The sequence below is a fragment of the Salinicola sp. LHM genome, assembly GCF_034479735.1.
Taxonomy (GTDB): Bacteria; Pseudomonadota; Gammaproteobacteria; order Pseudomonadales; family Halomonadaceae; genus Salinicola; species Salinicola salarius.
The window spans coordinates 355763-369320 of record NZ_CP140261.1 but is presented as its reverse complement, the minus strand read 5'-3'; the positions used below and the strand labels follow the sequence as shown (position 1 = coordinate 369320).

Here is a 13558-nt window from a genome sequence, read left to right as displayed (position 1 = left end):
CTATTGCTCGATGCCGCGTTGGCTGATCAGGGCGGGATAGTGTTGAAGCCCTACTCGTTCAGCCAGACCGTCTCCAGAGACAGGACGTAACTCCAATCCCTGAGCGGCCTGACGCAGTTCCTGCATGGCCTGTTCATCCTGAACCTGTACCACCAGACCCACGGCATTCATGTCGCGAAGGATGTCACCTCTCTGGTCAAGCCACTGACGTGACAGTGCGTCGTCACCGATCACGAAGATCGGGGTAAACCCTCCCGGGAGATCAAGCTCTCGCGCTACGAGCTGACCCGGGGTCAGCTGCTCACTCTCGACCGGCAACATGTCCTGTTCGCTGTACCGATCAGTCGGGCGCGACTGCGGTCCCATCTGCGGGGAGTACCCTTCCTGCTCGTCGACGCCGGCACCTTTGATGGCCACGTAATAGGGGCGTGCCGGCTCGCCGCCGTGATCGGCCACCACCTCCAGATCCGGCAACTCGGGCGGACGTTGAACAGGTGCCACTTGTGCCTGAGCGAACGACGTCAGGGCTAGTATCAGACAGCCTGTCATTACGCTGAGGGAGTGATGGTTCACAAGATTCATGGGCATGCTCCTGGTCGTGAATCAGCGGCTGGCCACGGCAACTTCTGCCATCCAGCGACGCGGTTCCGGTGTGACCCAAGTGACCTCGGACTCCGGCGATCGGGGCGATGGCGTGATCCAGGTCAGATTGGCGTCATTGGCAGGGATGGAGGGGGTAGATAAAGAGGGATCTGGGTGATGGGAAGACGTGGTGCGTGCCAGCATGAGCTCGGCAGAATCAGTCCCCAGCGTGGGTGAGGCGCCCAGTTGAGCCAGCTCCTCGCGGACTTTCCGGCGATAACGTGCTGCCGGCGCTCCACCGGCAGGGCGGTGATACCGACCCGCGGCCACCACCCAGTCCCCAGACGCATCGTAGTGCTGGCGAATCACCTTGGCGGCTTCATCGAGGTTCGCGTACGGATCCAACCCTGCACAGGGATCGGCAAATCGCTTTCCTGGACCAAATACCTGGGTCTGCCAGCGCACGTTCATCTGGGCGATGCCGACATCTACGACACGTGTCTGCTGCAGGAACGAACGAAGTGCACTACAGGCCTCATTACGTGTGTCATACCGATACCCCTTGCCACCCACGTTCAAGGTCCATGGCCAGGGCCGCACGGTATGCTCCAAAGACATCTTCGATTCCGTCATGGCCACGGCGTAGAGCACTTCTGGTGGGATGCCGTTGTCCTCTGCAGCTACGACATACGCAGAAGGAATATCTGGCCCGTTGGCGCTTGCCTGTCCTACCGTCAGCAGGCTTGCAAGGATCGACAGTGCCACGAACACACGTCGCATTGTTCACCCCCTCGGCGCGACACGCGGCAACTCAGCGCTGTCGATATTGTACGAACCACCATGATTGAGGGTGATGCTTCCGTTACGCACCTGGTCGGGGGGGATCCCCACTTTGGCCGCCCAACGGCGAATGCGCTCGTCATCCCCCTCGGAATCGACAATCCAGATGTCCATGGCTGCACCATTGCTCAACAGACGCTTTACCGTGGCATCGCACTGACCACAGGCCTGGGTGGCCACGACCACATTCAAGCGAGCGGATGACGATGCCGTCGCATCACCAAATACCGACTGAGTGGCATCGATGCCGCCTTTGGAGGTGAAGGAGTTGACCGGCATGTCGCCAGGGTAGAGACGCTGCCAGGCGTCGTCATAAGCACGTTGGAACGCCAGCTCAGCCTCGACACGTTTGCGCTCGGTCTCTACCAACAGTTCGGCGTACTTCTGACGTTCGGCGTCCGAGCGAGCCTCCAGCCCCAGTGCCGTCAAGGGGTCCAGATCGGGGGACCAGGTGCCACGAGGTCCTTCCATGATCGTCTTGTAGCGTTGGTACTCCTGCTGATCCAGTCCCCAGGCATCAGCAGCTCGCTGTTGGCTCCGTTCAATGACGGTTTCAGAAACTGTCGAGTCACGCTGCTGGGTCTCTTCAGCATCCTGGAGCGATTGCCCCCATGCAGGGAGTGCCAGGTAGGGCAGTATCGCCGCTGCCATCACGCATAGCGCATTGCGAGTCATGAACTGGCCTCCTCTTTGTCGTCGGCGGATTTCTCAGCCACCGCTTCAGACGAAGCTGATTCGGGCTGTGAATGGGTTCCTTCTGCGGCAGCCTTCTGATCGGTGTTCGCATTGCCATCGCCGCTGGAAGAACCTGATACCTCCCCGGGTTTGTCTTCAGAACCCTCGGGAGTTTTACGCGCTTCCTTCTCTGGCGATTCATCATCAGTGCTTTCGGGAGCCAGACGTTGGGACATATCCGCGATGCGTTCTTCGGTCATGGCGACCAGCGCTTTGACCGATCCCTCGAGCGCATCAAGCTGATCGGCCAATGCCTGTTGCGCTTGGCGCTTCTCTTCCAGGCGAACCGTCGTGTCTGAAAGACGCGTGGAAAGCTCCTCGAGCTTGCGATCCGTAGGCGCGAGCTCAGTGACGCGTTGATCCAGGTCGCTGACGTCGTCTTGGAGTTCTGTCACGGGTGCTGACGCGCCAGACGCGTCTTCCAGCTGGTCGGTGAGTTCATCCGGAGGAACAATGTCCGTCCCTGGTGGGACAGTGGCCTGCGCCGAGCTCAAGGTGAACATCACCAGGGCCGCTATCGTGGCAATGGCGTTGAGTCGGATGCCGCTACGCTCGAAAGGGGTCATGCGAATTGCCAGATTCATCATTCAGCTCCTACGGCAGATTGACCGTGACGTTCTGCCCGCGATAACGAAATACCGCCGTTGAGGCATTGATGGTGACCAGCTGCCACTCCCCCACGGATTCGCGTTCTCCCAGCAATCTCACCTGGTCGAGGTCATTCACTGGGCCGGTGGCGACACTCAAGTAGGGACGGCCACCTCGGTACTCGACGCCGGAAATGTGGAGAGGAAGACGGGGGATGGCAGGACGGCTTGCCGTACGTGGCTTGGCAGGTGAGGGGGATGGCTCAGGTTCTTCGGCTTGCTGAGACGCGACAGACGCCTCGGCGAGGCGATTCGACACCACTTCTTCCAGTGCCGTCAGCTGCATGTCGATTTGGCGTCTTGCCTCCTCGAGGAAGCCTTCCAGTGCTTCCATACGATGGCTCATGTTCTCTACATCTATCGCACCCGACTGCTGGTCGAGTTGCGCATTGACCTCACTCAGGCGCTGCTCCATGGAGGCCACACGAGCATTCAGATCACTCAACGAGCCCAGTCGCTGCTCCAGGTCCTGCACGGATCCTTGAAGTAGCGTGATGGCTTCCGGTTGATCCGGCTGAGCCGGCGCAGCAGATGCCGGCGGTTCTTCCGAGTTGTTCCCCAGTACAAAGAGGACAACAAACAGAAGCGTGACAAACACTGCTAATGGGACAGCCACGATCAACAAGCGTCGAAGCGGATGCCCGGCGGGCTTGTTGGGCACTGAATCCATGGACAGCTTGTCAGTCTGATCACTCATGGCTTCGCTCCGGCACAACGGTCGTAGTTTCCACAGTGCGGAGGTCTCGCTGCTCATAACAGACCTGACGGCGCACGGGATCTTCTTCGAGCTCCCAAGCATCGCCGGCGAGTACCTGCAGAGCTTCACGAAGCGTCATGGGCCCCAGATGGTAATGGGCAGCGGGCAGTTGACGACTGTAGAGCCACTTCTGATGATCCCGAGTCGCGGGGCATAGGGTGTATCCAGTGTTCTTGAGGGTGTAACGAATGCCGTCCCCCACCGTGGTGGAAATGCTCGGCGGAATGTGTACGTTGACGATTTGCTCTAGCAGATGACGCTGTCCCATCGGGGCCTGCATGGTGACCAGCTGATATCGTCCCGTGCGAAGCACTTCGACGGGGATCAACTCCTGGTCATAGACATCGGGTTCCACGATGCCGCGATGCGGGGGATTGGGACCGGTGACCACCTGGTGTTCCGTGGTGATGACCTCGGGCTCATCCAGTGGGGAGATCTGCAGAGCACTGGCGGCATCCACTTTCGATGTGGTGCCCGTGTTGACCGGAGGTTGGTGGGCACAGCCGGCCAGCAGCACCATCGCAACACCACAGGACAGGAAACGTGGGAAGGCATGCATCATGTTGGCCTCGTAATGTTCTGATCAGAATCAGGCTTACGGTGCCGCCATGGGGGGAACGGGTCGACGGGGAATGTTAAACAGGCAGGATCGGGTTTCTTGACACAGCAACCCAGAAATACAAAACGCCCCGAAGGGCGTTTGTGTGAATCATCGAAAGTATGTAAGGAAGGACTCGACTATCTCGTCGTTGATGTCGGCACCCAAGCGGTCAGCGCAATACTGGAGAGCACTGCGACAGTCGCTCCGATCGGCAACCCACTCGGCCTCGAAGCTTTGCGGATTTCGTCGGCAAATTGACCAGACACCAAATTCAGGGCGACGACCAATTTCTAGGCTGCGCTCTGGCATCAAGTCATTGGCCACCACAACATCCTGAGCATTGAGACCAAAGCCGACAACTCTCAGCATGGGCTGTCCGTGGCCACAAGCCGTCATGCCGATCGTATCCAGCACCTGCCCATGCCAACGACTACCGGCAGCAAACTGCCTGGCAATGGCGGACATGACCTCGGCATTGGACCTGAAAGGGCCATCCGGTTTGGCCATCACGGAATATGCCCCATCGACGACGTCGAGAAACCAGCCTTCATGGCCAGGATGGAAAATGGGCCAACCGGCATCGGCAAGGGCCGTGGCCAGATTGGCAGCCGTATCCGAGTTCCACTCGGGCCGAGAGAGTTCTGCGCGAAAGCGCTTGATGAGAACATCCCGCGCATCCTGATCACTGGGCTGCCCGTCCAGGTTCAGTCGCTCACACAGATCATTGATGTCGACGGTCTTCAGGCTCTCACCACCGATCGTCTGAATCGCATCCGGTATGTCCAGATCGATCGTACGCTGCAGCAGCCTCAAGGCTGCCAGAATGACATCAATATCTTCGGAAGCAAGCTGATGGTTCAGATAATCACTCATGGGATCGCTCCAATGCGTTTCGTTGAGATGGAGCCATCCCACCGGGGAATGGCCCCGGGAGGGAGAGAAATGGCTAATTCACGGCTTGAGAATTAGAGGTGGTACTGACATCAACCTCCATCCAACCGGGAATCATGTCCCCGGCTGAATGGATGGCTGGAAGTGCAGAGTTTCAGTGCGTGGCTGGCGAATCGAAGGATCCAGCGGCCTCACCTGAATGAACGGCAGCGTAGCTGCTCGGGACCGGTGATGCCTCGGGGGCATTACCGGAGGCCTGAGCGGCCTCGGACTGCTGGTCCTGGGACTCAACAGGCTGGGCCTGATCACTGTCGCGGCGAGGGGCCTGATAGACCATTTCGCCATCGACCTTGATCCAGCTTATGTACAGCAGACGGGCTTTCAAGCTGACGCCTGTTTGGCCGGCACGATCACCTTTGGAATAGGTGAACGTATCAGTCCACAGATCGCCGAGTCGGAAACCGATCAACACCTTCTTCTTCATGTTGACCGCTTGTTCACATTTCTTGACCAGCCTCTCCGCTTCACGACCGCTGACGCGGCAGTCGAAACGGGTGTAGCCAACGTCATCGCTAGGACCGTTGAGCGCCGCTATATCGCAGGCCCAGAAAGGGGTTCCGCGTTTCAGCGACACTTCACGAACACGGTTGAGATAGCCGACGCCGGTGATGTGCAGATCGAAGAATTGCTTATCGGTGGAAGTCGTCATGGTGATTCTCCTGGAGTTGAGACATACGAATCCGGGAGAAACACCATCCCCATCGGGGAAGCATTTCCCCGGATGGGTGGTTCGGCAAATTGCCGAGAATTTGAAATCTGCATCCAACCCGTCAGGGTGCCGTCTCTCGGGATGCGTTACGGCTTTGGGAGGTGCCCCGGAGGGCAAAGGGCGCTGTTATTACCGTCAACAGCCAACGTCTGACACCTGTAGGATTGCGCCACTCGCGTAGAACGTCAACCCTGAATCCTGATCATCAATCTCAAGCCGGGGCTGCGAGGCTCTGCCTCGCTGCCTCGACTTTGGATTGAGGACCAATACCGCAAGTCGAATCAGCTACCGGAAACCGGTATGGGTAGCGTGTGAAGACTGCCATTATGCCGACCATCGACCGTCATGCCCCTCGTCGCCATGCGATCGAATCTGCCTGTGCATCCCGTCCCGATTCATGGCGTTGGACAGGTACGTTTGTGCGCGGATCCCCGCACAAAGGGAGCCGGAGGGTCAGGCGACCGGCACCGCCATCGTGAAGCACAGTCCAACCGGCCAGCAAGATACCCTGTGGTGGGCGTCTTGCTGGCCGGTCCAACTTGACTGAAGGAGATGGTCGACGACCGGTCGACCTGAAACATAAGGAACCTGGAACCCGATACATGCCAATGTAGTGCAAAGAGTCTTTGCGGTGGGTGCGCGCTTTCGCCAGGTGTTCGCGCTTTGGGATCGGACTCATGGAGAGTCCAAAGGGACCAACTGATGACCGTCAGTTGGCAACGGGGTAGGGTTTCAATTATCAAGTAGTGTTGCCCTGATGGCAAGGAAGGCGCCTGTCACATCACCAACTCATGGTGCCTTGCCGCTGGCTCACTTCCTGGACGTTGATTTTCGGCTGCCCGATTTCCGCTTCTTCTTGCCGATCGGCTTTGTGCCCTTACACTCGGGATACTGTGTGCAACCCCAAAATGGCCCATCCTCACCGTTCCTCTTGCGCATCTTCGCCTGACACAGCGGACAGCTCTCGCTCGGCATTTCCGGGAGATTCAAACGGGGTTGCTGGAGCGCCAAGCCGATCAGCTTGTCGATCAGGGCGTTCTGACGCTGCATGAAGTCATCCAGCGACAAGGAACCTTCGGCGACCTGGTCCAGGGCCTGTTCCCAAAGCGCTGTCATACCGGGGTTACTGATTTGCGGTGGGAGCGCCGCGATCAATGCCTGTCCCAGGGGCGTGGACACAATCGTGCGTCCCTTCTTGCGGAGGAACCCTCGGGCCAGCAGCGTCTCGATGATCCCGGAGCGTGTCGCTTCAGTACCAATGCCCGCGCTCTCGCGTAACCGGGCCTTCAAGCGTTCATCGGTCACGAAACGGGCGGCGTTCTTCATTGCCGAGATCAGCGACCCTTCCGAGAACGGCTTCGGGGGTTGTGTCTGACGATCCTTGACCTGGAGCGCCTGCACAGAACAGCTCTCTCCCTGACGCAGAGGCGGGAGCGCCTGCGCTCCAGTCGATTCGTCGTCATCTGTATCACTGTCGTCCTGCCCTTTGCCCTTCCCTCGGGGAAACAGCGCTTTCCACCCCTCGACGCAGACCTGCCGGCCCGAGGTCACAAAACACTCGCCGGCCAAGTCCAACTGGACATCAGTCTGGTCATACTCATGCGCGGGCAAAAACTGGGCGAGGTAGTGACGCCGAATGAGGTCATAGACCTGCCACTCGGCTTCGTTCATCCGCGAGATGTCACAGGGGGTGGTGGTGGGAATGATGCCGTGGTGAGCCGTGATCTGGCCGTCGTTCCACACGCGGCTCTGGAGATTCACATCCAGACGCTCGATGATCGGTGAGAGCGAGGCATCCGAATGCAGGAGCGCCTTCACGACGACCTCGACTTCGGACAGCATCGATGTCGGCAGGTAGCGGCAGTCGGTGCGCGGATAAGACGTCGCTTTATGGGTCTCGTAGAGCGACTGCGCGATGTCGAGCACCTGCTGTGCCCCGAAGCCGAATCGCCGCGAGCATTCCTGCTGCAGCGTGCCCAGGTCCATCACCAACGGTGCGCTTTCGCGCTTGCGCTTGGTCTCGACCGATACCACGCTCGCTTGTTCGCCCTGTCCGCGAGCGGCCACCGCCTGCGCGGCCTCACGATTAACGCATCGCCCCTGTTCATCGAGCCAGGACTCGTTGCTCGGCACCCACTTTGCCTGGAAGGCACCACCATGGGCCTGCAGATTGGCCAGTACCTCCCAGAAGGGCTTGGGGACGAAATTGGCGATCTCCTGGTCACGCCGGACGACGATCCCCAATACTGGTGTCTGTACACGGCCCACCGACAACACGCCATCGAAGCCTTGCTGCTGAGCCAGCACCGTGAACGCTCGCGTCAGGTTCATGCCCACCAACCAGTCAGCACGCGAACGCCCCAACCCCGCCTGGTACAGTGAGACCGTCGATTCTCCGGGGCGGATGCTAGCCAGCCCCTTGCGAATCGACGTTTCATCCAACGCCGATAGCCAGAGCCGGGATACTTGCCCACGGTAATGACAAGCATCGAGGATCTCACGCCCAATCACTTCACCTTCGCGATCGGCATCCGTGGCCACCACCACCTCACTGCACTGTTTCAGCAAGCCCTGGATGACCTTGAACTGTTTGGCTGCATCTTTGCGCACGATGTTCTTCCACTGCGCCGGTCGGATCGGCAGCGAGTCCAATGACCAGCGCTTGAGGGCTGGGTCATAGGCATCAGGAGGCGCTTGTTCGAGCAGGTGGCCGACTGCCCACGTGACAGTGACGTCGTCACCATGAAGGCACCCGTTTCCACGGCGCGTGGCACCCAACACCTTGCCGATGTCACGCGCCTGGTTAGGTTTTTCGCAGAGAAAGAGGCGGGGCATGGGGTATCCTCGTGGACGTCATTTGAGGAATACGATGCCCCGTGAGAAGGGGAACGTCAGTCAGGAAGGTTAATCAGGCGAATCAGGTTTCCTGCAACCCTTACCGACGATAGTGCGTCGAGGCTCTTTCCTGAGCTTCCTTGCACGGTACACACACTGTCGCCCATGGTGCGGCTATCCGGCGTGCCGCAGGGATTGCATCTCCGCACTCTTCACAGTGGGTGTTATCAGCGACAGTACTGACGCTATTCAAAACACCGCCGACTCGCTCGCTGACCATTAGGTCTGTGATTTCTGCTGCAAAATCAGCCTCATCAGCCATAGATATCCCTCACGTCAGGTAGATACACAACGCTTACTGCAAGGCGGCATTCAGGCGTTGCGTCAGTGCATCTTCCATCGCGGCCCCATCGTAGGGAATCCGCTTGTCCGCCGGTGCCCAACTGTAATGGATCCGCGAACCGGCGCCACTCTTCTCGATTTGAACGCGCTGCAGGATGGAGTAGCGCGTGCCACCGACCGTCTGGCGACCGTAGTCCCCGAGGTTGTAGTAGGCACCCGGAGTGCGGTCATGCTTCCAGGCGGCATCACCCATCTGCATTTTCGCTGTCGTACTCTCGGGGCTCTCAAAATCGTTCGGCGATCGGAACCCCATAGACGACTTGATGCGAGCATAGGCGGTATCCACGTCGACAGGAGACTCAATATCGACAGATCCTCGCTGACTACCCAGATTGCTGACATCGACGGTCCCGCCTTGCGCATTGGTCGCCACCCGTTGTGGCGTTTCACTGGGGTCGTAGTTCACTGGCTCGCCGGTGATCGGGTTGTTGATGCATGTCACACACACGCCCTGAGAGTAGTAATGGTCCTGAGCGGCGCACCCTGTCAGTGCCAGTAGTCCTGCAGTCATCAATACACGTTTCATTTCCACATCCTTATTGAATCAGGCATTCAGTCGACCAACTAGGGACAACTGATTCAGAGCCCCTGCGTTCCTTCGTACTCCCGATACCCAAGTCGCTGACGCTCTGCAGCATTCAACTTGTGCAGCCAATCGCTGAGCTCATACACGTTCGGTTGGGCTTGGATTCTGAATTCGGGATGAGAACGGTCGACGGTATCCAAGATAACGGTGCCAATGCCTAACAGCCGGTCCATCAGCGTTCGATTCGAGGTGATATCTCGAATCCGTACCAACTCTAGCTGATCTCGACGGCGATGTAGAATACCCCGGGTATATTCCAGACGCTGAGTCGAAAGGGAGTAGGTCATCGTTTTCAGGACCAACAACTTGTATAACAGCGGTATCAAGCACACGGCCCAGATGAGCCCCAAGAGCAGTGCCAAGCGTGTTCCAGGCAAGTAGACCAGGTCCGGCCGCTGGATCATTGCAAAAACCAATGATGCCGAAAACGCGATTGCCAGTAGAACCCAGCCTAATGCCGTAGGTATCGCTGCTTTGGCTGAAGGCTTGAATACTGCGACATGCTCTTCCTGCTGGTTGTTCGGTGAATCTTTCCCTGGTGCAGGCCGGACTTCATTGGAATCCATCAGACTAGGGTCCATGGGTCATACCTCTACGTCGATACCTGAGTAGGTTCAGAGATCCCCCTGCAAACAGAGCGCCTACAGGGGGTTATGATTACTGGTCAGGTGTCACCCCTTGGCCCACCGGGTTTTCCCATTCGCCGTCTGGACCGGCAGCCTTGGAATAGGCTCCATTCTGGTTATGCGCCGGCGAAGGCTGTTGCTGTTGAGCAGGCTGTTGCGGCGGGTTATTGGCGGGCTCAAGAACGACCTGTGAGATTCGGAAGGGCAGGATGCCGATGCGAACGGCTTGCACCTTGAACTGAGAGCGGTCTTCTCCCGTTTCCCGATCCTTCCACTCATCGAGCACCATGCGACCTGACACCATGACGCGCATCCCCTTCTGATAGAGGCGAGTCGCCCAGTTCTCGACGTCGCGGTGCCAGATTTCCACATTGGCCCAGAATCCGCCGCGATTGACATTGCCTGTATCCGTGGGCACGGGATTGTCGAAGCGGACGTTCAAGCGCATCACGCCACGTGGTGGCTGATTGCCGTTGGCAGGGAGCAATTTGTACTCAGGATCAGTTCCGATGTTCCCCTCGCCCATAAAATGCGTGCTCATCTCAAAAGCTCCTGCGATCAGTGAATGTATGAGCACTGTCCATGACGGGAATCGGGACTGTCCGCCAAGAATGTTAAGGCGCTATCAGGACATTCATTCTGTTGCCTCGTCTGCATTGTCCCGGGCTTTCCTCGCATCGCGTGTCGCTCCTGCCGAATTGATATAGTCTATAGAGCGACAATTACTCTGGCCGGCCGACGACAACTACTGTGACCGGTTGCCCTAAGCTTGACCGCTTGTCCCGACCCACCAGGGAGCCGGTATGGCGGTCACCAGCCAACAGGTCACGCTCTATATGTCGCAACGTCAACAAGGCCAGACCCAGGAGGTCGCCGCCGCCAAGGCCGGCCTCTCCGTCAGAACCGCTCGCCGCCTCGAACGCCGGGCCGAGTCCTCCGAGCCGCCGGCATCACGGCACTGGCGAACCCGGCCCGACCCCTTCGCCGATGTGTGGGAGACCACGCTCGTCCCCCAGCTGGCCGCCGCCCCGGGCTTGCAGGCACTGACCCTGCTGGAGTGGTTGCAGGAGCAGCACCCCGGCCAGTACCCGGACAGCCTGCTGCGAACCCTGCAGCGCCGGGTCAAGGGCTGGCGAGCCGCGCACGGCCCGGAGAAAGAGGTAATGTTCCCGCAAACCCATGGCCCCGGGCTGCGCGGCCTCTCCGACTTCACCGAGCTCAAGGGGATTGTCATTACCGTGGCAGGGGAGCTGCTTGATCACCGGCTCTACCACTTCCGCCTGGCCTACAGCGGCTGGTGTTATGTCCGGGTGGTGCTCGGTGGCGAGAGCTACCCGGCGCTGGCTGAAGGCCTGACCCGTGCGCTGGAGCGGCTTGGCGGTGTCCCCGCGGAGCACCGCACCGACAGCTTGTCGGCGGCCTTCCGCAACCTCGGCCGGGAGGCGGAAGCCGACCTCACCGAGCGTTATGCTGCCCTGTGCGCTCACTACGGCATGACGGCCACCCGTAATAACCCAGGGCGCGGCCATGAAAACGCCAGCATCGAGTCGCCACATGGCCACTTCAAGCGGCGCCTGCAACAGCGCCTGACGCTGCGCGGCTCCCAGGACTTCGCTAGCCTCGATGACTACCAGGCCTTCCTCGATGAGGTGACCACCGCGATCAACCGCCGCAACGCGGCCCGGATCACCGTCGAGCGTGGCGCGCTGCAGCCACTGCCCAGCCGGCCCGGTACCGACTACAGCGAGGTGACGGTGCGCGTCACTACCTCCAGCACCATCCAGGTGCGCAAGGTGCTCTACTCGGTGCCGTCCCGGCTGATCGGCGAGAACCTGCGGGTGCACCTTTACGATGATCGCTTGGTGCTGCATCACGCACAGCAAGCATTGCTGACGCTGAGGCGGCTGCATGCCACGCCGGAAAGCGGCCGGTTGCGGGTCATCGATTACCGCCATGTGATCGGCTGGCTGGTCCGCAAGCCCCGGGCGCTGGCGGGGCTGACGTTCCGCGACGACCTGTTGCCGAGTGCGGAGTGGCGCGAGCTGTACGCCCGGCTGACCGCCGCCTTGCCGGTCGCCGAGGCCTGCAAGCGCATCGTTGGCGCTCTGGCGTTGGCCGCCGAGCAGGACCAGGCCGAGGCGATCGCCAGTTACTGGCTGGGCGCCCTGGCGCGCGGGAAGAGCCCGACGCTGGCCGAGCTCCAGGCCCGCTTCGCCGCCACGCCGAGCGCCACGCTGGTTTTCCCCCAGGTGACTCAGCATGACATCGCCAGCTACAACCATCTGGTGCCCAGCGTGCCGACCACAGAGGTGTGCTGCCATGCCTGATGCCCAGACGCTGCCGCTGCTACTGCGACAGCTCCGCCTGCCCACCATGGCCGCCTGCTGGCCCCAGCTGGAAACCCGCGCCCGAGCCGAAAACTGGAGCCTGCCACAAACACTGGCCGCCCTATGCGAGCACGAGCTGGCCGAGCGTGAGCGACGCCGGCTGGCCCGGCACCTCAAGGAGGCCCGGCTGCCGGTGGGCAAGACGCTGGAGTCCTTCGAGTTCGACGCCATCGCGGCCGAGCAGCGCCAGCAACTGAGCGCCTTGGCCGGCGACACGCAGTGGGTCGACCAGGCTCACAACCTGCTGCTGTTTGGGCCCTCCGGCGTCGGCAAGAGCCACGTGGCGGCCGGGCTCGGGCATACGCTGGTCGACCAGGGTTACCGGGTGCGCTACGCCACCGCCTCAAGCCTGGTCCAGGAGCTCCAGGCTGCCAAGCAGGCACTGCGCCTGAGCGACGCCCTGATCAAGCTCGACAAGTACGCCGTGCTGGTGATCGACGATATCGGCTACGTCCAACGCAGCGAGGCCGAGACGTCAGTGCTGTTCGAGCTGATCGCCCATCGCTACGAGTCGGCCAGCCTGATCATCACCGCCAACCAGCCGTTCAGCGCCTGGGACAGTATCTTCCCCGACAGCATGATGGCCGTGGCCGCCATCGACCGGTTGGTGCACCACGCCACGCTGATGGAGCTGAGCGGGGAGAGCTACCGTAAGCGTGCTTATCAACGACAATTACAAGGAGGAAAAGCTGGGTCGTCGGACTGACGACAACTACCCCACCCAACCGGCCATTTTAATTGTCGCCAAGCGGCCAAAGTAGTTGACGTCGCATAATAGTCAATTCGCCACTGAATTTCCCGGCGGAAAACGTTGCAGTACCCGCCAACGTTACGCATCGCACACCAAACGAGTGAAGTGACCCCCTCCAGAGCTGCACAGGCTATAGTGCAGTCATCAGG

At 60.0% G+C, this 13558-nt stretch carries 15 protein-coding genes; 2 read left to right on the top strand and 13 right to left on the bottom strand.

Annotated features, from left to right (window positions below; genetic code table 11):
- The 13 genes from R5R73_RS01845 to R5R73_RS01790 form a co-directional block, all read right to left on the bottom strand.
- Complete coding sequence (locus tag R5R73_RS01845) at nt 1-582, bottom strand: integrating conjugative element protein (protein ID WP_322528616.1); 582 nt, start codon at nt 580-582, stop codon at nt 1-3.
- Nucleotides 583-603: 21 nt separating this feature from the next.
- Nucleotides 604-1347, bottom strand: a complete 744-nt coding sequence (locus tag R5R73_RS01840; RefSeq protein WP_279585977.1) for a transglycosylase SLT domain-containing protein — start codon at nt 1345-1347, stop codon at nt 604-606.
- A gap of 18 nt (nt 1348-1365) precedes the next feature.
- A complete protein-coding gene (locus R5R73_RS01835) occupies nt 1366-2097 on the bottom strand; it encodes a TIGR03759 family integrating conjugative element protein (protein WP_052046818.1) in 732 nt (243 codons plus the stop codon).
- Complete coding sequence (locus R5R73_RS01830; RefSeq protein WP_322528615.1) at nt 2094-2741, bottom strand: hypothetical protein; 648 nt, start codon at nt 2739-2741, stop codon at nt 2094-2096. Before R5R73_RS01830 ends, R5R73_RS01835 begins: the two co-directional genes overlap by 4 nt.
- A 10-nt stretch (nt 2742-2751) precedes the next feature.
- On the bottom strand, nt 2752-3501 hold the full coding sequence (locus R5R73_RS01825; protein ID WP_322528614.1) for a hypothetical protein: 750 nt from the start codon (nt 3499-3501) through the stop codon (nt 2752-2754).
- Nucleotides 3494-4123 (bottom strand): PilL N-terminal domain-containing protein, encoded by a 630-nt coding sequence (locus tag R5R73_RS01820; protein WP_322528613.1) that lies wholly within the window; start codon nt 4121-4123, stop codon nt 3494-3496. Before R5R73_RS01820 ends, R5R73_RS01825 begins: the two co-directional genes overlap by 8 nt.
- Nucleotides 4124-4270: 147 nt before the next feature.
- Nucleotides 4271-5035 carry a hypothetical protein gene (locus R5R73_RS01815; RefSeq protein ID WP_322528612.1) on the bottom strand — a complete coding sequence of 255 codons (765 nt, stop codon included), beginning with the start codon at nt 5033-5035 and terminating at the stop codon, nt 4271-4273.
- A 172-nt stretch (nt 5036-5207) separates the two neighbouring features.
- Nucleotides 5208-5762 carry an STY4534 family ICE replication protein gene (locus R5R73_RS01810; protein ID WP_035415425.1) on the bottom strand — a complete coding sequence of 185 codons (555 nt, stop codon included), beginning with the start codon at nt 5760-5762 and terminating at the stop codon, nt 5208-5210.
- A gap of 870 nt (nt 5763-6632) precedes the next feature.
- The gene (locus R5R73_RS01805) at nt 6633-8657 is read right to left on the bottom strand and encodes a DNA topoisomerase III (protein ID WP_322528611.1); all 2025 of its coding nucleotides are present in this window, start codon (nt 8655-8657) and stop codon (nt 6633-6635) included.
- 100 nt (nt 8658-8757) lie between these two features.
- Nucleotides 8758-8937: a TraR/DksA C4-type zinc finger protein gene (locus tag R5R73_RS19250; RefSeq protein WP_409359854.1), complete on the bottom strand. Its 180-nt coding sequence runs from the start codon at nt 8935-8937 to the stop codon at nt 8758-8760.
- Between the two features lie 75 nt (nt 8938-9012).
- The gene (locus R5R73_RS01800; protein ID WP_322528610.1) at nt 9013-9585 is read right to left on the bottom strand and encodes a hypothetical protein; all 573 of its coding nucleotides are present in this window, start codon (nt 9583-9585) and stop codon (nt 9013-9015) included.
- A 53-nt stretch (nt 9586-9638) separates the two neighbouring features.
- The gene (locus tag R5R73_RS01795; RefSeq protein ID WP_322528609.1) at nt 9639-10211 is read right to left on the bottom strand and encodes a PH domain-containing protein; all 573 of its coding nucleotides are present in this window, start codon (nt 10209-10211) and stop codon (nt 9639-9641) included.
- 91 nt (nt 10212-10302) lie between these two features.
- The gene (locus tag R5R73_RS01790) at nt 10303-10812 is read right to left on the bottom strand and encodes a single-stranded DNA-binding protein (protein ID WP_322528608.1); all 510 of its coding nucleotides are present in this window, start codon (nt 10810-10812) and stop codon (nt 10303-10305) included.
- A gap of 262 nt (nt 10813-11074) precedes the next feature.
- Here R5R73_RS01790 and istA point away from each other — a divergent pair, with 262 nt between their 5' ends.
- Entirely contained in the window at nt 11075-12598 is a 1524-nt protein-coding gene (gene istA, locus R5R73_RS01785) for an IS21 family transposase (protein WP_416221188.1), read from the top strand.
- Complete coding sequence (istB, locus tag R5R73_RS01780; RefSeq protein WP_322527534.1) at nt 12591-13364, top strand: IS21-like element helper ATPase IstB; 774 nt, start codon at nt 12591-12593, stop codon at nt 13362-13364. The genes istA and istB overlap by 8 nt, the downstream gene beginning before the upstream one ends.
- Nucleotides 13365-13558 lie beyond the last annotated feature (194 nt).

Excerpts from the sequence above, each read along its gene's own strand:
- R5R73_RS01810 (WP_035415425.1), bottom strand. The coding sequence starts at position 5,762 with ATGACGACTTCCACCGATAAGCAATTCTTCGATCTGCACATCACCGGC.
- istB (WP_322527534.1), top strand. The coding sequence starts at position 12,591 with ATGCCTGATGCCCAGACGCTGCCGCTGCTACTGCGACAGCTCCGCCTG.
- R5R73_RS01845 (WP_322528616.1), bottom strand. The coding sequence starts at position 582 with ATGAATCTTGTGAACCATCACTCCCTCAGCGTAATGACAGGCTGTCTG.
- R5R73_RS01815 (WP_322528612.1), bottom strand. The coding sequence starts at position 5,035 with ATGAGTGATTATCTGAACCATCAGCTTGCTTCCGAAGATATTGATGTC.
- R5R73_RS01820 (WP_322528613.1), bottom strand. The coding sequence starts at position 4,123 with ATGATGCATGCCTTCCCACGTTTCCTGTCCTGTGGTGTTGCGATGGTG.
- R5R73_RS01805 (WP_322528611.1), bottom strand. The coding sequence starts at position 8,657 with ATGCCCCGCCTCTTTCTCTGCGAAAAACCTAACCAGGCGCGTGACATC.
- R5R73_RS01790 (WP_322528608.1), bottom strand. The coding sequence starts at position 10,812 with ATGAGCACGCATTTTATGGGCGAGGGGAACATCGGAACTGATCCTGAG.
- R5R73_RS19250 (WP_409359854.1), bottom strand. The coding sequence starts at position 8,937 with ATGGTCAGCGAGCGAGTCGGCGGTGTTTTGAATAGCGTCAGTACTGTC.
- R5R73_RS01825 (WP_322528614.1), bottom strand. The coding sequence starts at position 3,501 with ATGAGTGATCAGACTGACAAGCTGTCCATGGATTCAGTGCCCAACAAG.
- istA (WP_416221188.1), top strand. The coding sequence starts at position 11,075 with ATGGCGGTCACCAGCCAACAGGTCACGCTCTATATGTCGCAACGTCAA.
- R5R73_RS01795 (WP_322528609.1), bottom strand. The coding sequence starts at position 10,211 with ATGGATTCCAATGAAGTCCGGCCTGCACCAGGGAAAGATTCACCGAAC.
- R5R73_RS01830 (WP_322528615.1), bottom strand. The coding sequence starts at position 2,741 with ATGAATCTGGCAATTCGCATGACCCCTTTCGAGCGTAGCGGCATCCGA.
- R5R73_RS01800 (WP_322528610.1), bottom strand. The coding sequence starts at position 9,585 with ATGAAACGTGTATTGATGACTGCAGGACTACTGGCACTGACAGGGTGC.
- R5R73_RS01835 (WP_052046818.1), bottom strand. The coding sequence starts at position 2,097 with ATGACTCGCAATGCGCTATGCGTGATGGCAGCGGCGATACTGCCCTAC.